At 28.5% G+C, this 25,496-nt stretch carries 26 protein-coding genes and 1 pseudogene; 25 read left to right on the top strand and 2 right to left on the bottom strand.

Going from position 1 to position 25,496, the window contains the following annotated elements; translation table 11 throughout:
- The first annotated feature begins 125 nt into the window (after positions 1–125).
- The 12 genes and pseudogenes from I6I93_RS01835 to I6I93_RS09095 all read left to right on the top strand — a co-directional run bounded on the left by I6I93_RS01835 (position 126) and on the right by I6I93_RS09095 (position 9,950).
- Positions 126–1,454: a helicase gene (locus tag I6I93_RS01835; RefSeq protein WP_112890524.1), complete on the top strand. Its 1,329-nt coding sequence runs from the start codon at positions 126–128 to the stop codon at positions 1,452–1,454.
- Between the two features lie 43 nt (positions 1,455–1,497).
- Positions 1,498–2,154, top strand: coding sequence for a DNA-binding protein (locus I6I93_RS01830; RefSeq protein ID WP_112890523.1), 657 nt, complete (start codon positions 1,498–1,500; stop codon positions 2,152–2,154).
- A gap of 320 nt (positions 2,155–2,474) precedes the next feature.
- Positions 2,475–3,158 (top strand): response regulator transcription factor, encoded by a 684-nt coding sequence (locus tag I6I93_RS01825; RefSeq protein ID WP_004816327.1) that lies wholly within the window; start codon positions 2,475–2,477, stop codon positions 3,156–3,158.
- Positions 3,151–4,197, top strand: coding sequence for a sensor histidine kinase (locus I6I93_RS01820; protein ID WP_112890522.1), 1,047 nt, complete (start codon positions 3,151–3,153; stop codon positions 4,195–4,197). Before I6I93_RS01825 ends, I6I93_RS01820 begins: the two co-directional genes overlap by 8 nt.
- Positions 4,198–4,418: 221 nt before the next feature.
- Positions 4,419–5,306: an ABC transporter ATP-binding protein gene (locus I6I93_RS01815; RefSeq protein ID WP_012797171.1), complete on the top strand. Its 888-nt coding sequence runs from the start codon at positions 4,419–4,421 to the stop codon at positions 5,304–5,306.
- Between the two features lies 1 nt (position 5,307).
- Positions 5,308–6,582: an ABC transporter permease gene (locus tag I6I93_RS01810; RefSeq protein WP_112890521.1), complete on the top strand. Its 1,275-nt coding sequence runs from the start codon at positions 5,308–5,310 to the stop codon at positions 6,580–6,582.
- Entirely contained in the window at positions 6,548–6,808 is a 261-nt protein-coding gene (locus I6I93_RS01805; RefSeq protein WP_112890520.1) for a hypothetical protein, read from the top strand. Before I6I93_RS01810 ends, I6I93_RS01805 begins: the two co-directional genes overlap by 35 nt.
- A gap of 200 nt (positions 6,809–7,008) precedes the next feature.
- A complete protein-coding gene (locus I6I93_RS01800; RefSeq protein ID WP_035112649.1) occupies positions 7,009–8,238 on the top strand; it encodes an ABC transporter permease in 1,230 nt (409 codons plus the stop codon).
- Between the two features lie 30 nt (positions 8,239–8,268).
- Positions 8,269–8,679, top strand: a complete 411-nt coding sequence (locus I6I93_RS09105) for an ABC transporter transmembrane domain-containing protein (RefSeq protein ID WP_236587200.1) — start codon at positions 8,269–8,271, stop codon at positions 8,677–8,679.
- Positions 8,670–9,074 (top strand): ATP-binding cassette domain-containing protein, encoded by a 405-nt coding sequence (locus tag I6I93_RS09100; protein ID WP_306344728.1) that lies wholly within the window; start codon positions 8,670–8,672, stop codon positions 9,072–9,074. The genes I6I93_RS09105 and I6I93_RS09100 overlap by 10 nt, the downstream gene beginning before the upstream one ends.
- A pseudogene (locus I6I93_RS09400) lies at positions 9,062–9,142 on the top strand (hypothetical protein); the annotation flags it as partial. The gene I6I93_RS09100 and the pseudogene I6I93_RS09400, both read left to right, overlap by 13 nt.
- Before the next feature lie 445 nt (positions 9,143–9,587).
- Positions 9,588–9,950 carry a VanZ family protein gene (locus I6I93_RS09095; RefSeq protein ID WP_306344724.1) on the top strand — a complete coding sequence of 121 codons (363 nt, stop codon included), beginning with the start codon at positions 9,588–9,590 and terminating at the stop codon, positions 9,948–9,950.
- Positions 9,951–10,106: 156 nt separating this feature from the next.
- On the opposite strand, the gene I6I93_RS01785 is transcribed toward I6I93_RS09095, so the two are convergent.
- Together I6I93_RS01785 and I6I93_RS01780 are read right to left on the bottom strand one after the other, a co-directional pair.
- A complete protein-coding gene (locus I6I93_RS01785) occupies positions 10,107–11,438 on the bottom strand; it encodes a relaxase/mobilization nuclease domain-containing protein (RefSeq protein WP_112890519.1) in 1,332 nt (443 codons plus the stop codon).
- Between the two features lies 1 nt (position 11,439).
- Positions 11,440–11,796, bottom strand: coding sequence for a plasmid mobilization protein (locus tag I6I93_RS01780; RefSeq protein WP_112890518.1), 357 nt, complete (start codon positions 11,794–11,796; stop codon positions 11,440–11,442).
- A 311-nt stretch (positions 11,797–12,107) separates the two neighbouring features.
- Here I6I93_RS01780 and I6I93_RS01775 point away from each other — a divergent pair, with 311 nt between their 5' ends.
- The 13 genes from I6I93_RS01775 (at position 12,108) to I6I93_RS01710 (ending at position 25,334) form a co-directional block, all read left to right on the top strand.
- Positions 12,108–12,719, top strand: coding sequence for a TetR/AcrR family transcriptional regulator (locus I6I93_RS01775; protein ID WP_112890517.1), 612 nt, complete (start codon positions 12,108–12,110; stop codon positions 12,717–12,719).
- Between the two features lie 17 nt (positions 12,720–12,736).
- Complete coding sequence (locus I6I93_RS01770; RefSeq protein ID WP_002841816.1) at positions 12,737–13,318, top strand: MptD family putative ECF transporter S component; 582 nt, start codon at positions 12,737–12,739, stop codon at positions 13,316–13,318.
- A 24-nt stretch (positions 13,319–13,342) separates the two neighbouring features.
- On the top strand, positions 13,343–14,044 hold the full coding sequence (locus I6I93_RS01765; protein WP_002836640.1) for an energy-coupling factor transporter transmembrane component T: 702 nt from the start codon (positions 13,343–13,345) through the stop codon (positions 14,042–14,044).
- Positions 14,037–15,428, top strand: coding sequence for an ATP-binding cassette domain-containing protein (locus I6I93_RS01760; protein WP_072537733.1), 1,392 nt, complete (start codon positions 14,037–14,039; stop codon positions 15,426–15,428). The genes I6I93_RS01765 and I6I93_RS01760 overlap by 8 nt, the downstream gene beginning before the upstream one ends.
- Positions 15,429–15,463: 35 nt before the next feature.
- Positions 15,464–17,206, top strand: coding sequence for an ABC transporter ATP-binding protein (locus tag I6I93_RS01755; protein WP_112890516.1), 1,743 nt, complete (start codon positions 15,464–15,466; stop codon positions 17,204–17,206).
- Positions 17,203–18,936, top strand: a complete 1,734-nt coding sequence (locus tag I6I93_RS01750) for an ABC transporter ATP-binding protein (RefSeq protein WP_112890515.1) — start codon at positions 17,203–17,205, stop codon at positions 18,934–18,936. Before I6I93_RS01755 ends, I6I93_RS01750 begins: the two co-directional genes overlap by 4 nt.
- Before the next feature lie 36 nt (positions 18,937–18,972).
- On the top strand, positions 18,973–20,322 hold the full coding sequence (locus I6I93_RS01745) for an MATE family efflux transporter (protein WP_112890514.1): 1,350 nt from the start codon (positions 18,973–18,975) through the stop codon (positions 20,320–20,322).
- 319 nt (positions 20,323–20,641) lie between these two features.
- Positions 20,642–21,052, top strand: a complete 411-nt coding sequence (locus I6I93_RS01740) for a sigma factor-like helix-turn-helix DNA-binding protein (protein WP_036758229.1) — start codon at positions 20,642–20,644, stop codon at positions 21,050–21,052.
- A 435-nt stretch (positions 21,053–21,487) separates the two neighbouring features.
- Positions 21,488–21,697, top strand: a complete 210-nt coding sequence (locus I6I93_RS01735) for an excisionase (RefSeq protein ID WP_009345237.1) — start codon at positions 21,488–21,490, stop codon at positions 21,695–21,697.
- Between the two features lie 77 nt (positions 21,698–21,774).
- Positions 21,775–23,010 (top strand): tyrosine-type recombinase/integrase, encoded by a 1,236-nt coding sequence (locus tag I6I93_RS01730; protein WP_019132791.1) that lies wholly within the window; start codon positions 21,775–21,777, stop codon positions 23,008–23,010.
- Positions 23,011–23,166: 156 nt separating this feature from the next.
- A complete protein-coding gene (locus tag I6I93_RS01725) occupies positions 23,167–23,616 on the top strand; it encodes a methionine--tRNA ligase (RefSeq protein ID WP_112890513.1) in 450 nt (149 codons plus the stop codon).
- 220 nt (positions 23,617–23,836) lie between these two features.
- The gene (locus I6I93_RS01715; RefSeq protein WP_172605478.1) at positions 23,837–24,751 is read left to right on the top strand and encodes a Kiwa anti-phage protein KwaB-like domain-containing protein; all 915 of its coding nucleotides are present in this window, start codon (positions 23,837–23,839) and stop codon (positions 24,749–24,751) included.
- A gap of 13 nt (positions 24,752–24,764) precedes the next feature.
- Positions 24,765–25,334: a hypothetical protein gene (locus I6I93_RS01710; protein WP_146740971.1), complete on the top strand. Its 570-nt coding sequence runs from the start codon at positions 24,765–24,767 to the stop codon at positions 25,332–25,334.
- Positions 25,335–25,496: the final 162 nt, after the last annotated feature.

Below are 25,496 nucleotides of genomic sequence, written 5' to 3'. Positions count from 1 at the left end.
TATAAAAACTTGAGCCGTGTGAGGGGAAACTCTCATGCACGGTTCTTAGAGGGGAAAGGGATAGTAATATCCCCGACCTACTCGACCAGACAATAGAGAATAAGCAAAAATTCATTTCTCAAATTATGACTTCAAAAACTCCAGTAAGAGTTGCAGAAGATGTTGATGAAGCAAGTCTATCTTATTCAGAAATTAAGGCTTTAGCTACTGGCAATCCTCTAATTAAAGAAAAAATGGATTTAGATAACGAAGTTACAAAACTAAAAATGCTGGAAGCAAACTACAAGTCTAATAAATATAAGCTTGAAGATAAGGTAAATAAAATTTATCCTCAAAGTATTTTAAAAACTGAAATGGAAATAAAAGCAGTTAAAGAAGATATTTCAAGTATTGAAAAATTAGGAGAAGGAGATAGCAAATTTACTTCAATCAGTCTTGGAGAAAATAAAATTTTAGATAAGAAAGAGGCTGGAGAGAAGCTATTAGAAGAAATAAAAAAGGTAAAGATAAATGATAGCAAGGTTATTGGTAAATATAGAAATTTAGACTTACAAGTTTCATATAACTTTATGACTAATACTCACACCTTTAAACTCCTAGGAAAAGCAGAATACTTTGGAGAGTTTTCAAACTCCACTGATGGCAATATAACAAGGCTTGATAATGCAATTGAAAAAATGTCTTCAAGACTTGAAAGATTAAATCAAAACCTTGAAAACTATAAAGAATCTTTAGAAAATGCCAAGTTAGAATTAACTAAACCATTTGAAAAAGCTGATGAGTTAAGGGATAAGACACTAAGACTAGCTGAGATTAATAAACTTTTAGATATGGGAGAAGTAGAAGAATTAGAAAACCAATCACCACTATTAGAAAATTTAAAGAGGGCGATAGTTGATTATTCTAACTATGAGTTTTCAGAATCTAATAGCTATGAAGACTTTGACAAACTATATCCTGATTTAAGCCATATAGGACTTGCCTATACAGAAACACCTGATGGTAAGCACACGATTCAATATGAGGTAAATTTGGAAGAAAAAACATGGACTCAGTATGTAGATAATGTAGCCATTAGAACAGAATCTTTTGTAGAGGAAGATATATCTAACTCACAAGCTATTAAAGATATGACTGAAGCCATAAAGATGTCTAGTTTTGATGATCTTGTATCAGTAGATGAAGAAGATTTAAAACAAGCTTTAGGCTTAGAAATAGATGATGATGGAAACTTCTATGATCCACTAGCAAAAGATCTTGACAATGATGGAATACCAGATAGGTATGACAATGATTTTAAAGATAGTGATTACTTTGAATCAACTTATGATGTAGAGGATAATCTTCACGCAAGGGAAGAGAAGCCATCAATATTAGGACAAATATCAAAATTCAAATCAGAAGAAGAAAAAGATAAAAATCAAGAAAAAAGGGAAAAAGGACAAGAAAGATAGAGGGGAGCGAAAGGCTCTCCTTATTTAGTACAAGGAGGAAAATATGGAATACAAAGATATTAGAGAAAACTTAGAAGAAATGATGAATGATAATTACAAGGATTTTATAAAAGCACTTGTGAGCATAGAAAAAGGCGTTACTGACGAAAAGGCACTTGAAGAAGTCTATGTTTTATATATGAACAATGACACAACAGGTCTACTAAGTGATGACTTTGACTATATGATTGATGATATGAAAGAACAAGGTAAGATTGTTGAAAATACCAATGAACTTGAAGAAAAAGATGATCTTATAAATCTTGTGGGTAATATAGCTGGAAAAGTAGAAAATCTTGAAAGAGAAAATGCTAATGGAGAAAAGTTTAAAGTAAGTAACTTTTCAATTGTTTCAAAAGATGATGATGGGAATAAAGTATATACCAATTGTTCAGCCTATGGAGATAAGACAAAAGATTTGGAAAACTTAAAACAAGGAGATTTTGTTAAAATATTTGGTCAAGTAAAAACAAGTATTGATAACAACGGGAAGGAACATAAAAATGTTCGTATTTTTTCTTCTAAGCTCTTAAAAGCAAAAGAACAAGTAAAGAGTCAATACAAGGATAAAAAGTCAATATTAGGGCAAATAAAAAGCTTTAAGACAGATGACAAAGCTAAGTCAAATAAGAAAGACCATAGCAAAGGTACAGAGAGATAAATATCGGCAGTCTTCGGACTGCCTTTATTTTTTTTATGTATATAGGTTGTATAATGGTGCTATATTATCAATATAGTAGATATAGATATTGAAATGAGATAAAGAATAATGGTACAATATCTATAAGTAGACATTTATAAACAACGAAAGAAATGTATATTAAATCAAAAATTATAGATTTAAGAAATTTAGAAAGATATATTTAATTCATTAAAAGGATGTTGTATTGTTCTTCTTGATTCTTTTAATTAAAAAATTTCTTTATTTTTTTAAAGTTGTTTTGACAAAAGTGATAGATTTAAAATGGTGGAAATTTAGTTATGAATTACTCAGTATTAGTAGTAGAAGATGATGAAAGTATTTTAGATTTAATAGAGATATATCTAGAAAATGAAAATTATATTATAAAAAAGGCAACATGTTCAGAGGAAGCAATTAGATATATTAAGGAAGAAGAATTTGATTTAGCGATTTTAGATATTATGTTACCTGATAAAGATGGATATTATTTATGCAAAAAGATTAGAGAGTCTTTTAATTATCCAATTATTATGCTTACATCAAAAGATGATGAGTCAAGTAAAATTAAGGGCTTAACCTTTGGAGCGGATGATTATGTAACTAAACCATTTTTACCTGGAGAGTTAGTTGCTAGAGTAAAGGCTCAATTAAGAAGATACAATAATTATAATTTAAAAACTAAAGAAGGTACAGGAAATATTTTAACTTATCAAAATGTGGATTTAAATATCAAATCAAGAGAAGTTTTAGTTGATGGACAGGAAATTGATTTAACTCCTATTGAATTTATTATTTTAAAATCATTACTAGAGAAAAAATCTGAAGTACTAGGATCCGAAGATTTATTCTATAAAATATATCCGGATGAATATTATATAAAAAACAATACGGTTTCAGTTCATATTAGGCATATTAGAGAAAAATTAGGAGAAAAAAATAATATAATAACAACTGTTTGGGGGGTAGGTTATAAGATTGGATAAAGATAAATACTTTGAAAGTATTCTGAAAAAGCTGATAAAAGAAATTGCTATATTTTTACTTATAGTTTTAAGTTGTATGCTTGCAATAGATAGCAATATTTTTAGATTTAATAATGAAATACACGAATTTTTTGTTAATAGATTGGATCTGATTTTTTTTGTTATTTTATTATTGGGGATATTAATTATTATAATAAAAGAATTTTCAAAATTAGAGAAAGATTATATTGACTTATGCAAAAAAATAGACGATTTGGATGAGAATGTTGTTAGTTTCCCGACTCCTTATAAAACTTTAGAAGATTCCATAAATAGATTAAAATTTAAACAAAAAGAGATAGAATATACGCTTAAAAAAAGAGAAAATGAAGATAATGATTTAATCACCTACTTAGCACATGACTTAAGAACTCCTTTGACATCTATCATTGGATATTTATCAATGCTCGATGAAATGAAAGACTTGCCTAATAAGCAAAGAGAGAAATATATTAGACAATTATTAGAAACAGCATTAGGATTAGAAGATCTTATAAACCAATTTTTTGAAATTGCTAGATTAAATAATGGTGAATTTAGTATTCATAAAGAAAAAATTGATTTAGAATATTTTTTAATACAATTAAGAGATGAGCTTTATCCTATGATGAAAGAGAATAATCATAAGATAAATATCTCAAGTGAAGGCTCAATATTTGTAAATGTCGATCCAAATAAAATGAAAAGAGCCTTAGAGAATATTTTAAAAAATGCAATCTTATATTCTTATGCAAATACAGAGATAAAAGTTAAAATATATCAAACGTATAAGTGTGTAATATTAAAAATTATTAACAAGGCCGATACACTAGAAGAAGCGCAGATAAGAAATATGTTTAACAAATTTACTAGATTAAATCTAGCAAGAAATTCAAAAAAAGTGGGATCTGGCTTAGGTTTACCTATCGCAAAAGAAATTATTGAATTACATGAGGGTAAGATAGAGGTAGAAAGTTCTAATAATGAAGTTATTGTCATTGTAAGATTAAAGAATAAATGAGGATTACACCTTAATTATGTATAAAACTACATAATTAAGGTGTTTTTTTTATTTTTTAAAAATTAATGAAATCTTAAGAATTAATCAATAGAATATTAAAACACTTTTTTATTGTATCAATTAAAATAAAATCATAGAGGAGTAAAATTTTTATCACTAACATGAAGATGTATTTTTTTACTTTTTAATAAGGAAGCATAAAAGATAAGGGAGGTAGTTTAGTGGAATTAGAGATTAAAAACGTAAGTAAGAAATTTAAAGATAAATTAGCGGTTGATAATGCATCAGCTACGTTATGTCCAGGTGTTTGGGGACTCTTAGGTGCAAATGGTGCTGGGAAAACAACTTTAATAAAAATGATCACTGGAATTAGTACACCGAGTCAAGGCGAAATTTTATATAATGGGGAAAGAATCAACAAATTAGGAGAAGAATATAGGAATTTGTTAGGGTTTTTACCTCAAGAATTTATTTGTGCTCCAGAGTTTACTGTAAATTCATTTTTACAATATGTAGCTGCTTTAAAAGGTATAGACAAGAGCAAAACAGAAGAAATGATTGATAAACTCCTAGAAGTATTAAACTTATCTGATGTCAAGTACAAAAAAGTAGTAAAGCTTTCAGGAGGAATGAGAAGGAGAGTAGGAATATGTCAAGCTATTTTAAATGATCCTAAAATATTAATTTTAGATGAACCAACAGCAGGACTTGATCCTGGTGAGAGAATAAAATTAAGAAATTTTATCACGGAAATATCAAAAAATAAAATAGTTTTGCTTTCGACTCATATAGTCTCTGATATTGAATATATATCAACATCAAATTTAATTATGAAAGATGGTAAATTTGTATATTCTGGAACAACTGATGAACTGATATCTAAAATTAAGAATAAGGTATACGAAGCATCTATATCAAATAGAGAATATGCAGAAAAAGAAACACAATTGAATGTTGTTAATGTAAAACAACAAGATGATGGAAACGTACTCATTAGATACATATCAGATAAAGATGATGTTTTAAATAATTCTAAATTAACAAAAGCTCATCTAGAAGACTTCTATTTATGGGTCTTTCCAGAAGATAGAAGTTTTAAGGTGAATTAAAATGAAAATTTACTTAAATGAGATAAAGAGGATTTTATCAATAAGATCAAATCAAATTATAATATTGTTTTCATTACTACTTGCTATATTGCTTTCCATAGCTCCAATTAATTTTACAAAAATTACCTATGGAGAAGGAGATCAAGTAAAAAATTTAAAAGGAAAAGAAGCAATAGAATATATTAAAAAAGCTAAAGAGCCTTATTCAGGAAAGATAACAGAAGATTTAATTTATAATGGCACAAAAAAATATAGAGAAATACTAAGAAAATATAATGTTACTGATAGGTCTGAATTAAAACCTGAAATTAATACAAAGAAGCTTATGCCTATAGAACATATAAGTAAGAAAGTAAATGAAGTATTCACTGATTCTCAAAGTAATAACCTTCCTCCAGTTTTAAGCATAGATATCAATGATACCAAATATTTTTACAATAAAGTATTTGATTATCTAAATAAAGTAATTGAAAATGAATATCCTAATAAAGCTCAGAATCAAATTATAGAAAAATCTGAAAAAGCACTGAGTAAAATAAAGACTCCATATGAATATTATGGATATTATAGTACAGATGCAAATGATTATAGAGGATTTTATAATACGATAATAATAATTTTAATGGTTGTAGTAGCAGCTCCAATATTCTCGTCAGATAGTGAGAATGATTTAGATTATATATTTAAAACAACTAAATATGGCAGAAGAAAGTTTGCCATCTATAAAATCCTAGCAATACTTACGATTTCGGTATTAACTTTGCTCTTAGGAAACTTCATACAAGGCTCTATATTAGACTATGCTTTTGGAACAGAGTATAAAAAGACTTCTGTTCAGATGATGTTTAGTGCTTTAAGTTTGCATAATTGGAACTTTGGACAGTTTAATAAATATATGCTTATTTGTAATAGTATCATATTGATTTCAACCATTCTTGCTACACTAATTATTTCTGTATTAAGTAAAAGAAAAGTTGAATCCATAATGAAATCAATTTTATTAGCAGTATTTCCAACAATAATTTCTCCTATTGGTATGATTAGTGCTATAAACTATATTTTTCCATCTTCAGGAGTAGGACTACTCAATTCATTACAAAATCAAATAGCTGATTTTAATTTTGTAAATGTTTTTGGAAATTGGATGAGTTCATCAAGTCTTATAATGATATCAGCTGTAATATATATTATTATTTTACCAAGTTTAGTAGTAATGATGTATTCAAAAATTGGAGGTAATTATGGACTTAATAACCCTAGAAGCAGAAAAATATAATAATAAAGAAAACATTACCTTAAACATGGTAATCGAAGGACCTGATTATGAGGATAAGTATGATAAGATACAAGTTTATTTAAATGAATGCGATTGGTTGCCTAAGAATATAAACATATTAACATCTTCCATAGATTATGGACCACATGAAAGCATATATACAAGACCACAATCTTATGAAGAAAGAATGATTTTAAAAGATTATTATGATCCAATCTTATCGTAGGATGAAAAAAATAAAATAAGGAGAATATAGAACTGGTAACAGAGTTCGCGCTTTAAAAACTCCAAGAGCATCATAATTAATGATGAATCATAGAAGTTCACACTATATAGAAATTTTAGTCTATATTTTGTGGGCTTCTATATTAATTATAAATAATAAGACTAGTTTGCTTTGTCAAAGCTGTAGGGGAGGTATAGATTATGAACATATATTTACAGGAACTAAAAAGATTTTTATCTAAAAAATCAGTAAGAGTTTTTTTGGTCGTGGGTTTATTTTTTACTTTTTTGATATCATTTATTACTTATAGAAGTGTACAATATGATGATATAAGTTCTGGTGATACAATTACCTATTTTGGAAAAGAGGCTATAGATCATTTTAATGAGGATAATAAAGCCTCTGAAGGTTATTTGACAGAAGAAAAAATAACTAAAGTAGTAAAATCTTATAAAGAAATATTAAATAATGAAAATGTAAACAGTAGAGAAAACTTATCAGAGGATGCTAAAAAAAATATATCGAAATTTGATCCTATATTAAGAGTAATAACATACCCATATACAATTACAACATCTGGAAGTTTACTTGATGTAAACGAACTTGATACAGAAAAAGATTTAAATTTTTATCAAAGTTGTTATGATGCATTGGAAAGGGACATAAAACAGAAATATGACAATGACAAGATAACAGAATTTGCTCTAGAAAAATATAAAGAGGTAAATAAACCATTTTATTATGGAGGATATTTTAGTGAAGATATACTATTTTTCGTAAATATTTTTATAACGGTATTATCACTAATTTGTATATTGATTTCATCACAATGCATTGTTGAAGATAAAGAAAATTACCTAGATTCAATTTTTAGAACAACTAGAAATGGAAGAAATAAATATATTTGCAGCAAGATACTTGCCTTAGCAAGTATTATATCGCTTTATTTGATATTAAATATATCTATTTATTATGGAACTATTAAATATCTTTATACTAATGGTTTAGATTCATCTTTTCAAATGTTACTATTTAATCAACTGTCAATATCTAATTTAACTATAGGTAAAGTTATATTAAGTGTATTTTTGTTAAGTATATTATTTACTATTGCAAGTTCAATGATGTCAATATTTGTCGCTATAAATTCAAAAGTTTCTATGGTTTCATCAGCCATATCGAGTGTTTTATTTTTTATTCCATCATTATTGTATGGAAAAAAATTGTTTAAATCAATATTTTATTTTTTGCCGTCTTTGGGATTAGGTACTGCAGAAAATAGCTTAATTGAACAGTATCAAAAATTTGAATTTGTTAAGTTGCCAGGTAAAATTTTATGGATTCCAAAGTTTCTAGTAATAATGGCTTTAATTAATATTGCTCTGTATTTATTGCTAAGTATAAAATCATATAACAAAATAGAGCAATAAATATTTTAATGGGAAGTAGAGGATAAATATATGGGTAAGGATAAAATAAATCATCTTGAATGTATAAAAATAGCATTCAAGATGATTTATGAAGTAGATAAAAATTCTTTTGCGATTACTATAATATTGTCAATTGTAAGTGGTGTTTTTCCGTTTTTAGTTCTTAAATTAGGACAAACAATAATTAATATAATTCAAATTCATTCCACTAGATTTGATAATATTATAATACTTATACTTATATATTTGTCTTTACAATTTATATCTGTAATAGTAGATAATATTAAAAACTACTATTTACAAAGGTTAAGTAATGAAGTTACTTATTCTTCCATGAGGAAAGTAATGGGAAAATGTGCTGATTTGCCTTTAAAAAAACTTGAAGATAATAAAACTTACGATATTTTGAATAGAATAGAGCAAGATGCTACATTAATGTAATATCGTTATCTAATATAAACTTTTCTTATGATGATAATAGTTTAGCTCTGCAAGACATTTCTTTAAAGATAAAAAAAGGAGAATCCATTGCAATAATTGGGGAAAATGGTTCAGGAAAAAGTACACTTCTAAAAATTTTAGCTGGATTATATAGTCCAGATTCAGGTGTGTTTTTAATTAATGGGATGAAATTTGATGATATTGAAATAGAATCTTATAGAATACAGATTAGTTCATTATTTCAAGATTATTTGAAATATGAGGGGACAATAAAAGAGAATATTATATTAGGGCAAATTGATAGAAATGAAGACGACTTTTCGATTCTAACAGCATTAAATAGTGCTGATGCAAAATTTTTAAAAAATGATGGTAATATAATATTAATAAAGTAGTAGGTAATTGGTTTGAAAATGGGCAGGAACTTTCAGGCGGACAATGGCAAAAAATTGCAATAGCACGAACTATGTATAGAAAATCAAGTCTATTGTTATTTGATGAGCCAAGCTCGTCATTAGACATAATTTCTGAAAAAATCATATTTGATAATATTTTAAATAATTTGAATGATAAGATTATTATATATATCACCCATAGGATAAGATGTGCGATGAATTCTGATAGAATTATTGTGATGGATAATGGAAAAATAGTAGGTGATGGGAGTCACGATGATTTAATTGAAAACTGTAATAGATATAAGTTAATGTATAATAAGGAATTTAAGTGACTTTGATAGATTGAAGGGGAATTAATTATGAAATTGAAAAATCAATATATTTCAGTTGGGATGAAAGTGCTAACTGTATACTATATAATTTGGTTAATCTTTATTGTAGTATTTAAAATGACATTTTCAATCAATAATTTATTGATTGAGCGACAAATAAATTTACTACCATTTTATTATGACAATACAGTTAATATTAAAGTTATTTTTGATGAGATGGTATCAAATATACTCATTTTTTTTACCTTTGGGAATTATGATTAGATCTATTTTATTTCGTAAAAACAATTTAAAAAGTATTCTTTTTGTATTTTTCTTTAGTTTAGCTATAGAGTTTTTACAGTACGAATTGTCAATTGGAGTATTTGATATAACTGATATAATTAATAATACATTAGGTGGTGTATTGGGCGTGGGAATATATAATTTAGCTTTAAAAAAATTTAAATCTAAGTTTAAAGTAGATAAATTTATTTTTTGGATAGCTTTTATTAGTGCTATTTTTATAAGTTTAGTATTAATTGTTTTTTTTAAAATATAATGGTATTTAAAAAATTTAGTCAAGTCCATAATATTGTACTAGTTTAATTTACACAATATTATGGACTTGACTCTTAAATTCTTATACTTAACAATAAATATTATAATATCCTTTAATGCAATTACACAGAGTTATCGTTTACTCTTTTATATCTTTTTACCTCTCCACTTCCTTCCCATAATAATTTTCATAGTTTTTCCTATACTGAACAAGGTCAGAAAATTGTTCTTTATTCAAAGAATACTCTTGCATAAGGGTGTTCTTTTTTTCTTGCAATTTATCGAGGTTTGATAGTATTTCTTTTGTTTTTGGTAGCTTTTTATAGTTTTCTAAAATTTCTTTAGCGGCTATTTTATAGACGGAAAGTTCGCTATAATACTCATCTGCAAATTGCTTATCTTCAGGATTTTTCTTATGGTATTTATAGATTTCACGATACTTATTTATAGTATTTATATTTTCCATATCTTGAGATAAACTCTTCATTTCAATTTCAATCTTCTTTATTTTATCTAATAAGTCTTGTCTATCATCAGCAGATTTTTTAATTAGATCATCGAGTTGAGTGATTGAATTAATCCCTTGTTCTCTAAGTTTAATTATTGAATCAGCCATTGTTTTGATATTATGTTTTCTTGCCCAGACTTCGTAGACTTTAGAGGATTGAGCTTTTTTATTAGTAGATATATCAATAACACTTCCTACTCTTTTTTTATTAGGATTAGCTTTATTTTTAATTGCTAAATCTATTCTTTCTTTGATTTTTTCTTCAGTATAATCTTCTCCGATAGTCTTCGATCTTGTAAATCTTTGCTTATCTTTATGACGAAAAGCAATGTGTTTACCAAACTTAATTTCATAATCAAGAGCTTTCATATTTTCTAAAAACTCTTCCCACGAGTTAGACTTATTAATCATTCTATCTATATCAAATTGCAGTTTAGACTTCCAAGAATTTCCTTTCTTGTTTTGGTCATATTCGTACCAAGATTTACCAGCAGTTTTATATTTTCTTTTGTAAGCTTCATAATATTCATCAATGACTGAAAGCTTATTTTCTTTACATAATTCGTCACTTTGAAACCTGATTTTATGATAAGATTTTTTATTAGATTGGTAGCATTTACCAGTCTTGTAATTTACATTATTAAAAATAATATGGTTATGGATATGTCCTCTATCTATATGAGTTGCAAGAACAAATTCATAATCTTCTTTTAAAATTTTCTTACATAATTCCATTCCTATTTCGTGAGCTTTTATAGGATCAACCTCTCCTGGCAGAAAAGATTGGATTAAATGTCTACCCAAAACTGTACCTTTAGTATCATTGTCTTCTCGTGTTTTCATAAACTGAATATGAGCAGTAGATGGATGACATTTAAATGAAGATACCAAGATTTTTTCATCAGTTTTTTCACTATTAGTAATGTAGTCTATTGCCAAATTTAGAGTTGATTTTATAGGATGTATTTTCGTAATTGCCATACTAATCACCAGAACTTTCTTTTGATTTATTAAGAAGTAGGGAATGGATCTGCCATATTTCTCTTGATAATTTTTCTATCTGTTTCTTCATTGATTCAATTTCATTTTTGTAAATAACACCAGTTGTATTAGTTGCTTTTGCAATCTGGTTTATATTATTCGTAGCATTTGAAAGTAACCATTGTAGATTCCTAAATGGTTCTAAATCTACTACATAAATTTCTTTTTCTAATACACATTTCCTAAGAAAGTGGGACATAGTTTTGCAATTAGCAAGTTTCATTTTCTTTTCAAAAACTTCTTTTTCTTCATCTGTTAAATATATTTTAAGCTGATTTTTTCTCTTTCTGTTATCCATAGTATATCTCCTTATCATAAAATATTGGGGTCTTAGGGTTCTCCCTAACAAGGTAAAATTGATAAAAAAAGAAGCAGTCCATAAAGGTTCTGCTTCATCAATTTTTCGTAAGTGGGTACTCACTTACTGTGCTTGCTATTAAAGTTATAAGCGTTAAGCGTTTATTCAGTTTTATTAATTATACCGCATTTAAATAAATTAATTAAGAAGTATACGGTAGAGTAGAGCAAAATTTATAATTTGATTGATATTGAAAATATTTTTCAATTAAGATATAATAAAAACCGAGGGTACCCTCGGAAAATAATCGAATGATTGGAGGTATTTTATTGAAAGATAAGGAAACAAAAGTTGGTCAAATTAGAAAAAAAGAAATTCGAGATGCAGCAATGAGATGTTTTTTGAATAAAGGATTTCAGAATACAACAATGGAAGATGTGATTAAAGAAGTTGGCATGAGCACAGGTGGTGTCTATCATCATTATAAAAGCACAGCTGAAATGCTTAAAGATTTAATGCTTGATGGAAATCAGTATAGAAATAATTTAATTGATAATTATTTAGAAACTCACATAGGTCAAGATAAATATGAACAGATGAGTGAAATTTTAGTGGATAAGTGTCTACCAGATACAGATATTACTAAGGTTTATTCTCTTTTATTACAATCAAAAAAATATAATGAAGATTTAGAAAAGATGTTTCAAGATTTGAAAACAGAAACAGTAAATCAATTAGATTCAATATCTAATAAATTAGGAATTGATTCAAAGATTTTTGAAGATGGTTTTTTAGTAAATTATATAAATGGAATGATATTAAGCTCGCAAGTTCTTAATGCAAGAGATTCATATGATGAGAATAGGAAATATCTAAAAGATACAATTTTAAATTATATTTTAGATTTAGAAAAAAATAGATAACTAAGGAGGTTTCAGAAATGAATAAAAAATTAGAAGTTAGAGATTTAATTAATGTTGGTTTGTTTGCAGTACTTGGGTTTATTTTTATGCTAATAGGCTCATTTACAGCTATGGTTCCTGTTTTGATGCCAATTGTTCCCTTAGTACAGGGAATTTTAGTTGGACCTAGTAACATGCTTTTTTCAACAAAAATTAAGAAGCCAGGAATGCTTTTTATTCAAACAATGCTAATATCTTTAGCTTATGTCATCATGGGTCATGGTCCATGGGCACTTTTAACAGGAGCAATTGCAGGATTTATTGGAGAAATAATATTAAAATCAGGCTCTTATGACAGTAAAGGAAAATCTAGATTAGCATTTTCTTTTTCAAGTCTTTGCACTTTAGGAAACTATGTTCCGATTATCATCTCAAGAAATGAGTATGCACAAGGGCTTTTAAATCAAGGTTATAATCAAGAATTTATTGACACAATGATGAAAGTTATGCCTGATTGGATTTTAATAGTTATGGCTATTTTAGGATTTATTGGTGCTTTTGTAGGTTGTAGCTTAGGAATTGTGTTTTTGAAAAAACATTTTTCAAAAATTGGTAAGTAAGAATTAGGGAGCGGGTTATTAGATATGATAAGGATAGATTTTAGAGCAAAATTATTTTTAATGATGGTTATTTCTTTTATTATGACAATTGGAAATATTCAAAGCCTAAATCCTATATATTATGTATTAATATGTATGCTCCCTACTTTTTTATTATTTTTATCTGGACATATAAAATCCGGGATTAAATCAATCATACTTTTTATAATATTGAATATTATAGAAATTAATATTAGGGAATTAAATGATTCTATAATATTATCACTTATACACATAGTTATAATTATAATAAAAAGAGTTTTTGCACCTATGGTTATGGGAAATTATATAATTTTAACAACTAGTGTAGGAGAAGCAATTTGTTCATTAAAAAAGGTGAAGTGTCCTGATCAGATAGCCATTCCTGTTGCGGTTATGGTTAGATATTTTTATGCAACAAGAATTGAGTATAGACAAATAAAACAAGCTATTTATTTGAGGGGTATAAGTTTTAGGAAATTTTTAAAGAATCCTATTTTATTAATTGAATATAGGATAATCCCACTATTGATGACCCTATCAAATTCTGCTGATGAATTGACAGTAGCTTCATTAACTAAGGGTCTTGCTGTCAATCAAAATAGATCAAATATTAGAGAAGCAAAGTTAACATTTGCTGACTATTTAATTTTTTTTGTTTCTATTTTAGTTTTATTTTTTTATATAAGAGGAAGAAAATATGCTTAAAATAAGAAAGCTTGATTTATCTTTTGATGATGAAAATATCTTAAAAAATCTAAATTTTGAATGTAAAGCTGGTGAAATTACAGTTATTACAGGACATTCTGGATGTGGAAAAAGCACACTATTAAAAGCAATTAATGGAGTAATACCTGAATACCTTGATGCTAATATTAATGGAGAAATAAAATATAACAGCCTAGATTTACTTAGTAAAAATATATTTGAAAGATCATGTATTATTTCAAATGTATTTCAAAATCCAAAATCTCAATTTTACTGTATGAATTCCACTGAGGAGTTAGCCTTTCAGCTAGAAAATAGAAATACTGACAAGTCAGAGATAATCAATAGAATAAAGAAATACTCAAAACTCTTAAATATAGAATACTTATTAGACAAAAATATATTTGATTTATCTGGTGGAGAAAAGCAAATGATAGCACTTGCAGCTTGTGCAATTTCTGAAAATGATATTATTTTATTAGATGAACCATCTTCATCATTAGATAATGAATCTATAGAAAGGTTAAAAGAAGCCTTAGTGAAATTAAAAGAATTAAATAAGATAATAATTGTTGTGGAACATAGATTATTTTATTTAAAAGATATAATGGATAGGCTCTGTATTATTGATAATGAGTCTTTAATTTCATACGAAAAAGAAGATTTAAATGATTATAATTTGAATGCTATTGCAGAAGGATATGGACTTAGAACATTTAATAAAATAGAGAAAAGTGATTTAGAGATTAATAAATATTATAAAGTGAATTTATTGGATGATAAAAATAATTTTAGCAATGGAGATTTATCATGTCATAATTTTAAGAAAAAATATGAAAAGAATAAAATTTTTGACTTTAGTATTTCCTTTAATAAGGGAGTAAATTTTATCATTGGAAAAAATGGAATAGGGAAAAGTACTTTCATTAAATTATTGACCGGTACTACAAAAGGTCACGGAGATGTATTTGTTAATCAAAAAAAAGTTACAAAACAAAATAAAGAAATTTTTATGGTAATGCAAGATCCTAGCTCCCAGCTTTTTACAGAAAGTGTATTATCGGAAGTATCAACAGTAAGTGAAGATAAAAGCCTAAATGAAAAAATGTTAGAAAAGATGGGATTATTATCAAAGCTTGAAAAACATCCTCAAAGTTTATCGGGAGGAGAGAAGCAAAGATTGTTGATTGCTATAGCAAGGCTTAGTAATAAACCTATTATTATCTTAGATGAGCCTACAAGTGGATTATGTAAACCACAGATGAATACATTAATTAATTTCCTACACGATATGGAGAGAGAAGGAAAACTCATTATAATTATTACACACGATTTTGAATTTATAAAACACTGTGATGGTACAATATATGAATTTCTAAAATAAAATGAAAATGGATACAATTATGGAGGTGTTAAATTATGAAAGAAAAAAGTCCTGCTGTAATATTGTGGGAGCTTGCATATAAGGAACATTCAAAGTTAAAAACATCTGTATTTATAGCAAGTATCGGTGTTATTGCCGGAATTGTTCCATACATTGCTGCAAGCCGTATTTTAGTCTATTTATTAAATGGAATTGCAGATTTCAAGGTCTATTTTTTATGGATGGGAATAGGTCTGTTATCTTATATTTTAAAATCTGTTTTATACTCTACGGCGTTATCTGTATCTCATAAAGCGACTTTTAGTGTATTGAAAGATATTCGCTTGAGAATGATTGATAAACTTCCGAAGATGCCGTTAGGAGAAATAATCTCTGTTCCAAGCGGAAACTTTAAGCAGATTATAGTGGATCAGGTTGAAAGTATGGAGAAACCGCTCGCTCACCTGTTGCCTGAAATGACATCGAATCTCTTAGGTTCTTTGAGTATATTTATTTACTTATTATTTCTTGATTGGAGAATGGCTCTTTTATCATTAGTATCCATTCCTGTGGGGATGCTTTTTATGGGACTCGTAATGAAAAATTATGCTGTTCAATATGAAGGATCTGTAAAGGTAAATCGAGAAATGAATTCTGCAATTATTGAGTATGTTAATGGAATAGAAGTGATAAAAACATTTAATCAAGACAAGAGATTGTACGCAAAGTACAAAGATAAAGTCATTGCAAATGCAAGATACTTTTATGAATGGATGAAGAGCTGTCAGTTACCTGTATCTTTATCTAAAAACATATCTCCTACTACAATGATCACAGTGCTTCCATTTGGTTGGTATTTCTACATTAGCGGCAGTTTAAGTGCAGAAGTATTTATATCTGTAATTATTCTATCTTTAGGTATTGCAGGACCTTTACTTGAAACAATCAATTTTGTTGATGGTCTTGCTAAGATAGGGACTATTGCAAATTCTATTAACTTAATTTTAGAAGGAAAAGAACAAAAGCATTCTGATAGAGAAGTGACTATCCAGCAATATAATATTGATTTACAAAATGTAAAGTTTGGATATGAAGAAGAAAAAGAAATTCTTCATGGAATATCCCTAAACATAAAAGAAGGGACAACAGTGGCTTTTGTTGGACCAAGTGGAAGTGGCAAGTCAACTTTAGCAAAATTAATAGCTGGATATTGGGATAGCATGGAAGGAAATATAAATATTGGTGGACACAATCTTAAGGAAATTCCATTAAAGCAATTATATAGTTTGACCGCCTTTGTTTCTCAGGATAATTTTTTGTTCAACGAAAGTATTAGGGAGAATATAAGAATGGGCAATCCAAGTGCCAGTGATAAAGAAGTAGAAGACATTGCTAAGAAATCGGGTTGTCATGATTTTATTATGAAAATGGAACATGGTTACGATACGGTTGTCGGAAGTAGTGGGAGCCATGTTTCTGGTGGAGAAAGGCAAAGAATATCAATAGCGAGAGCAATGCTCAAAAATGCACATATTGTAATACTTGATGAAGCTACTTCATATATAGATCCTGAAAATGAAGTGATTATAAAGCAAGCTTTATCAAAGCTTATAAAAGATAAAACGGTGATTATTATTGCTCATAGGTTATCAACTATAACAGATGCAGAACAAATATTCTTAATTGAGAATGGAGAGCTTGTTTCACATGGTAAGCATGAAGAACTTATGGAAGATTCTGAGTTATACCAAAAGATGTGGAATGCTCATATTGGAGTAAAGGATGGTGAAATAAAATGATAAGTGCCTTAAAGAAAATTTTAGATTTCTCAGGTGATGAGAAGAAAAATGTATACCATTCTATATGGGTAAGTTTCTTGTTTGCAATTTTTCACATGCTCCAAATCAGTGCAATATACATTATTGTTAAAGCTATTGTTGAAAAAGATATGAGTATGACACCTGCATGGATTGCTTTGATACTTCTTGTTATAAGCATAGTTGGCAGAAGTGTTGCAAATTATTATTCACAGTTACAGCAATGCCATGCAAGTTATTTTATGGTGGCAAATAAAAGAGTTGCAATAGGTGAAATGCTCAAAAAAATACCTATGGGATTCTTTAATGAAAATAATATTGGTGAAATCGTTGGAATTTCTACAACTGTTTTGGAAGATGTAGAAAATACTGCGGCAATGGTTATGGTAAATACCTTATCTGGTTTTATTAACACAATAATTTTTACAATAATGATTTTGGCTTTTGAATGGAGGATCGGTCTTATTGTTACAATTGGATGCTTGTTGTACTTATTAATTCTTTCAAAAATGGAAAACAAGTCAAGAAATGTTCTTCCTAAAAGACAAGTGGCATCGGCAAAATTAGTTGACACTATTTTAGAACAAATAGGTGGAATGGCTGTTATAAAATCCTTCAATTTAACAGGGAAAGGAGATGAAAAAGTCAGAGATGCTATTGAAAATAGTAGAAAAATAAATCTTGATTGTGAAAAACTGTTTACACCTTATACGATTTTGCAAAATATTCTTTTGGATTTGTTTAGCATTTTGATAATAGGTGCAGGTATTTTCTTTTATATTAATGGAGAACTTTCATTCTTAAATACAGTTATGACGATTATAATTTCTTTTCTTGCTTTTTCTCAAATAAAATTGGCAGGAAGTGCAACAACCTCTCTCAGAGTTGTTAGTGGATCTATTGAACAAACAAAGAAGTTAGAGGAATTTCCAAAGATGGATATTGATGGAAAAGACATAAAGCCTACTACTTTCGATATTTCTTTTGATAATGTAGAGTTTTCATATTCAGGAAAAAAAATCCTTGATGATATTTCGGTCAAGATACCACAAAAACAAATGACAGCTATAGTTGGACCTTCAGGAGCTGGAAAAACTACATTTTGTAATTTGATAGCTAGATTTTGGGATGTAGATAAAGGAGAAATCAGCATAGGTAAACATAATATTAAAGAATATTCATTGGAGTCATTAATGAGACAAATTAGTATGGTTTTTCAAAATGTTTATTTATTTCAAGACACTATTGAGAACAATATAAAGTTTGCCAAGCCAGATGCTACTCATGAGGAAGTTATAGAAGCTGCAAAGAAAGCGTGTTGTCATGAATTTATTATGAAGCTTCCTGAACAATATGAAACAGTTATAGGAGAGGGAGGTGCAAGTTTATCTGGTGGAGAAAGACAAAGAATATCTATAGCAAGGGCTATGATAAAAAATGCTCCGATTATTATTTTTGACGAAGCTACTGCAAATGTAGACCCTGAAAATGAGGATAAACTACAGATTGCTATGGAAGAACTTACAAGAGATAAAACTGTAATAATGATTGCACACAGACTAAAAACCATAAAAAATGCAAATCAAATTCTTGTCTTGGCTAATGGAAAGATAACGCAACAAGGTACACATGAAGAACTTATTCAAGTTGATGGTATCTACAAAAAATTTGTTGAAGCAAGACAAGTGGCAGCAAAGTGGCAGTTGTCATAAGTTATAAAAATATTGAAAACAACTGGAGGAAGTCATATGGGAAAACAAGATATGAAAACACAACTTTTAACCAAAAGTCCTAAAGATTTATTGTTTCAGTTAGCTATTCCGGGAATTATAGGAATGGTAGTTATAGGGCTATATCCATTTATGGACGGAATTTTTGCTGGATGGATTATTGGAGACTATGCAATGTCTGCTATTAGTATATCCATGTCCTTAACAATAATAAATGGTGGAGTATCAGCACTTATTGGAGTTGGTAGTGCATCAATATTATCAAGGGCGATTGGAAAGGGAGATAAAGAAACAACTGACAAGATATTTGGAAATTTTTGTTATTGGGTAATTTTATTCTCTATAGTTATCACAATATTAGGTTTGATATTTGCACCTAATTTTTTGGATTTAGTAGGAGCAAAGGGGAATATTAAAGAACTTGGAGTCAGATATTTAAGAGTAGTTTTTTTTGGATCCATATTTGTTAATTTTGCTCAAGCCGGAAATATGACAATGCGTGGTGAAGGTGCATTAAAGCAATCCATGATTATTATGGGGGTAGGAGCAATATTAAACATTATTTTAGATCCCATTTTCATGAAGTTGATGGGAGAATATGCGATTGAAGGGGCAGCTGTTGCAACTGTAATCTCTCAAATTGTGCAAGCTATATTAACCTTCCGCTATTTTTCAAAGAAAAGTGCTTTTGTGGGGATTCATAAAATCCAAAAGAGTAAGGATATTTCCAGTGAAATGTTTAGCATAGGAAGTTCTGCAATGATGATGCAAATTTTGTTTGCAGTACAACAAACATTCTTGTTTAAGCAAGCTTTCGCATACGGTGGAGATAATTGGGGAATTTTAATGGCTGCTACAATGAGATTGTATATGTTCTCCTTTATTCCTCTTTGGGGAATGAGCCAAGGTTTACAGCCTGTTATTGGGGCAAATTTCGGAGCAAAGCAATATAAAAGAGTAAAAGATACAATGAAGGTTTTTATGTACGGAGCAACTATTCTTGCAGCTCTTTCATGGATACCATCGATGTTTTATTCAGAAAAATTACTATCACTATTCAGTGTAAGAAGTGAAATCATAGAAGCTGGTGTTATGAATTTCAAGATGTTTTATTCCACATTTATTTTGTATGGAATTATGATAATGACACTTACATTCTTTCAATCTATTGGAGATGGGAAAAAAGCAAGCATGATTGTAATGCTTAGACAACTGATTTTGTTTATTCCGGCTATATTATTGCTTCCAAAGTTTTTTGGAGCAAGTGCAGTTTGGTGGGCTGAACCTATTGTAGATTTTAGTATGATTATGTTGGGACTGTTTTTAATGCTTAATGGACTTAGGAAAATGGGAAAAGACAAAGCGTAAATACAAGGACATTTGATATAAAAGCGAAAATAATCAAAAGAGGCTGTAGCTATGGATGCTATTTATCTATAATGAACGGAGGGAAAGGGAGATGAACAAGTGTATAAGTTACCTTGTAGAATTGAAATGGAATAAAAATACTCCTTTTTTCTATAATTCTTGTAGTTGTCTGTCTTTACATATTCTCGTCTAAACAATTAAATATAGTAAAAGAAAGAACGGATTTCTTTCATTTCAGAGGACTTCTTATGCCAAGATGCAGGAGTCCTCCTTTTTTGTCTGAATAACAAATAGACAAAAAAGAAATGGAGGAAACTTTATGGCAAAAGAGTATTACCTTTATGTCAACGGACAAAGGGTTAAAGTCAGCGAGCAGATATATAAAGTCTACTGGCGAGAAAAAGAACACGAAAAGTATTTAGAGCAGGTGGACAAGAAAAACCACTTGCTCTTTTTTTCGTCCCTAAATCACGATGGGAATTTTGAAAATAATCTAGAAGATAAAAATGTTGATGTTGAAAAAGTTGTAGCTACACAAATAATGATTGAAGCACTAAGAAATGCTATGTCAAAGTTAAATGAGGAGGAACAGGAAATAATCGAAAGATTATATTTCAATGATGAAACACTTCGTGCAGTAGCAAAGACTCAAAATATATCACATCCTGCTTTAATAAAAAGGCGAGATAAGATTTTAGAAAAACTAAAGAAATTTATAGAAGAAATATAGTTTCTGGTTACCAAAGAGGGCAAATTTTCCTTTATAAAGTGAGGGGAGTTTTGTCCTCTTTCTATTTTAAAAGAAATTTAAACAATATTTGAACCTTAACAATTGAATAGACCAAGACAAGACATTAATCATTTTTGGAGCATAATAACCTATCCGCCAAGATCTTTCTGCTGAATAATTCGGCAAAACAAGTACTGCTAAGCAAAAAGCAAGGGAAGAAGAAAGAGAGCGATAAGTAAGAGTTTGAATATAGGGAGGGATACCCTATTCGCTACGAAGAAAATGAGGATAATGATACTTCTAAGGTTGAAGCCGGCTCATCCTGAACAGAGGCGGAGGTGAGATTCCTATGTTGCTAATCCAAGGCACTTGTCAATGTCAAAAAACTTTAAAAATATTAAAATAAATATTTTAAATATATTATTTGGAGGATTTATGATTAACGAAAATATAAAAGGTGTTCGTGTTTCTGAGAAAGCATTTCTAACATTAAAAGAAGCATCTGAATATTTTAATATTGGTCAAGATAAAGTTAGACAATTAACGGATGAAAATGATTGCGATTTTGTATTATTTAATGGTAGTAAGCGTCTTATTAAGAAAAAGTTAATGGAAGAATATTTAAATAGACAGTTCTCTATCTAATCTAAAATTATATATAAAACACGCTTAATGCGGTATAATAATTATAGCGTGTCTTTTATCAAAAAAGGAGAATTTTTATGGTAAAAAGACGCAAAGATAGTAAAGGGGTTGTTTTAAAAGACGGTGAATATCAAAGGTCAAATGGCACTTATGAATTTAAGTGGCAAGACAAAATAGGGCGTAGAAAATCTATCTATGCGAAAACTCTAAAGGAATTAAGAGAAAAGGAATTGGATATTTTACGCAATACTATAGATGGAATCAACAACGAAGGAAGTAGCTTGTCTGTAAATGATACTTTTAAGTTATGGACAAAGGTAAAAAGAGGTTTAAAGGATAATACCTTTAAAAATTACATCTATATGTATCAACAATTCGTCGAACCGACTTTTGGTCGTATTAAACTATCTGATATTAAAAGATCTGATGTTAGAAGTTTTTATAACAGATTAAAGGAAGACCAGGGATTGATGGTTTCTACCATAGATTGTGTCCATACTGTGCTACATCAGGTTTTAGAATTAGCAGTGGATGACGAATATATAAGGTTTAATCCATCTGACAATGCTTTGAAGGAATTGAAAGTAGCTTATCGAAATGAATCTCCGAAGAAAAAAGCCATGACAATAGAAGAACAGGTGCTATTTGAAGAATATTTATCTAATAGTGACGAATATAAAAAATGGTATCCAATATTCATTGTTATGCTTTGGACAGGAATGAGAGTTGGAGAAGTTACAGGATTGCAATGGGACGATCTAGATTTTGATAATGGTCTTATAAATGTAAATAGGACTTTGGTATATTATAGTAAAGGTAAAGGATTAAACAATAGATATGCTATTAATACACCGAAGACAGCATCAGGTAAGCGAAGTATTCCTATGGTTCAAAAAGTAAAAGATGCTTTTCTTATGGAAAGAGAGTTACAAAAGACTTTTGGAATCGAATGTTGTGATTCAATCGATGGATTTAAAGACTTTGTATTTTTAAATAGATTTGGAAAGGTTCATAATAATGGAACACTTAATAAAGCTTTAAGAAGAATTGTTAGAGATTGCAATTTAAGTATAATGGATAAAAATAAATCGAACTCTAATGATATTCTATTAGTTCCACATTTAAGCAATCACATTTTCAGACACACCTTTACTACAAGGCTTAATGAACAAAATATAAATACAAAAGCAATGCAGTCTATTCTAGGTCATTCTGATATTAGTACAACAATGGATATATATGTAGATGCAACAGAAGATTTTAAGATAGAACAGATGGGAGAATTTGAAAAAGCAATGAAATTTATATTTTAGAATTTACGACAGCTTACGACAAATTTACGACAATTTGCTAGAAATCTATAGGCACTTATAGAGAGTTAGCAAATTGTCGTAAATGGAGAAGTACCATAAAATAGACTTTTATAGAGATTTAGACAATTATCTAAGGTAGAGGGGATTTTCCCAACAATGAAGCCACTTGGAAAAGAAGTTGCAGAAATAAAAGCAAATAAGGCAGCAGATGACAATGCAAGTGCAAAGATTGACATGTCCAAGGTAAAGGTTGAACCTCTATTTGAAGACATGGTAGACTTTGATACTTTCTCAAAATCTGACTTCAGAGTTGTAAAAGTTAAGAATTGTGAAGAAGTTCCAAAATCTAAAAAACTTCTCAAGTTCACACTTGACGATGGATCTGGTGAAGATAGAATTATCCTATCAGGAATCAAAAATGTTTACGATGCAGAAGATTTAATTGGCAAGATTCTTGTTGCAATAACAAACCTTCCACCAAGAAAGATGATGGGAGTTGAATCTTGCGGTATGCTTCTATCAGCAGTATGCGAATACGATGGAGAAGAATTATTAAACCTTGTAATGCTAGAAGACAAGATTCCAGCAGGATCAAAATTATATTAAAGAACACGCTAATTATGAAACTGGGGTTTGTTATGAATCCCAGTTTCATTTTTATATCAAGCTTGATACTACGTTATTAAACGTAGTTTCTACTATAGACCTATATAACACATCAGAAACAATATCCAACCAAAAATATTTTGGACTAAATTATCAAAAGACTGATTCGGTTAAAATTTAAAATAGATGGTAATAAATATAAAATATGGAGGATACAAATATGAGTATTAGTATAGCTGACTTAGTTAGCAATTTGAGAGAAAATGATTTGGAATTTAACTTGTTTTTTTCACGTAAATTAAGAAATGGTAATTATGTTAGTTTTTCTCCAAATATAGACGCACAAATTTTCGACGATTTATTAAATTTAATAATTGAGTATGTTGAAACTTTTTCAGACAAAGAGATAGTTGAGTATAATCCAACAGGATATAAAGATGGCACTATAGAAACATGTGAAACTTCATATATAAATTATTATGACAGAGTTATTGACAGTTTTAGAAATAGCGATCATGTAGAAACAGAAATAGATCCAGATAATTATAATTTTTATACTTTTGAAATCAAAAAAGAAGATGAAAATTTTCCTGAAATTAAAATCTTTAGAAGAGTAACTAAATTTAGAAAATTACATTCTAAGGGTATAATTGCAAGATTTAACGGAAATACTCTGAATAAGGTAGAAAGTAAATTAATAGGGATAGATGGGGAGGTAGACTTTATAGTAGTTGATAATAAAATAATAATATTGTCCCATTACTCATTGGAAAGGATATTTAATCTAGATGAGCAGTTTAGAGATAATGCTTCAGCATTTTTAACTCAAGAAGGATTAAGTGATGGTATAGTTAATTTTGAAAGTTTTTATGAAGATTGTTTAAATGATGGTCGCTATAGAAAAACTTTAACTAAGATGTCTAGTGAAAATATAGATGTATCTAAGACATATGATAATTATAAAAATATCAAGGAAACTATTGATATGTTTAATTTAGATATAAATTATAATGAAAAACCGCGTTTTACTATAGTCTATGAAGAGAAAAGTCAAATCATGGACATACTAAGGATATTAAGAGATTCATATTATTTGAGTATTATTAATAAACAAAAAGGAGTAGATGACAAATAAAGGAGGTTATCTTATGAATAAAAGGCTGGATAAGCTTTATAATAGTTTAGTTAGAACTATTATGTTTATTTCTTCATATTTTCCTCTTTATATTATGATAACAATTCTTTATTATAAGAAAATTATTGAGGGTTTTAAGTGTATGAATGTTTTCTCAATTATTGTTACCTTAGCATTGGGTCTATTCATCATAATATCTATATTTAGCATTGTATTATTAAAGTTAGGAAAAGGGAGCAAGGAAAAACTAATTGAAGATTTGGAAAGGCCGGACGATACTGTTCTTAGCTATATTATGACATATATAATTCCTCTTGTAACGAATGGTGACAATACAACTGAGGTATATATGGCTAATATATTTCTTTTTATTTTGATTGGTTATATTTATCTTAGATTAAACTTGATTTATTTGAATCCCTTATGGGCGATGTTCGGTTATATGATATATAGAGATTCGAATAGGGAGGTTATTATTACTAATATATCTAGAGAGCATTTGAAATGTATGAATAAATTAAAAGGGTACTACTTAAGTAACTATGTGTTTGTAGCTCATAAAAAAAATAATTTAGAATATTAGAAAAGTATTAATAGGCGATAGAAATTAAAAAACTCTATCGTCTTTTTTTATATTCAAAATTAGGAAATTAAGGGGGTTGAAAAAAATTTTTATTGGTGGTATTATTAAAACGATAAGTACACATAAGTACACTTCTGGAACAGGAGGTGCATTATAAATATT

Source organism: Peptoniphilus harei, from assembly GCF_016726485.1.
Lineage (GTDB): Bacteria > Bacillota > Clostridia > Tissierellales > Peptoniphilaceae > Peptoniphilus_A > Peptoniphilus_A harei.
Note: the sequence above shows the minus strand (reverse complement) of the source record. Positions and strands in the feature narration are given on the sequence as shown.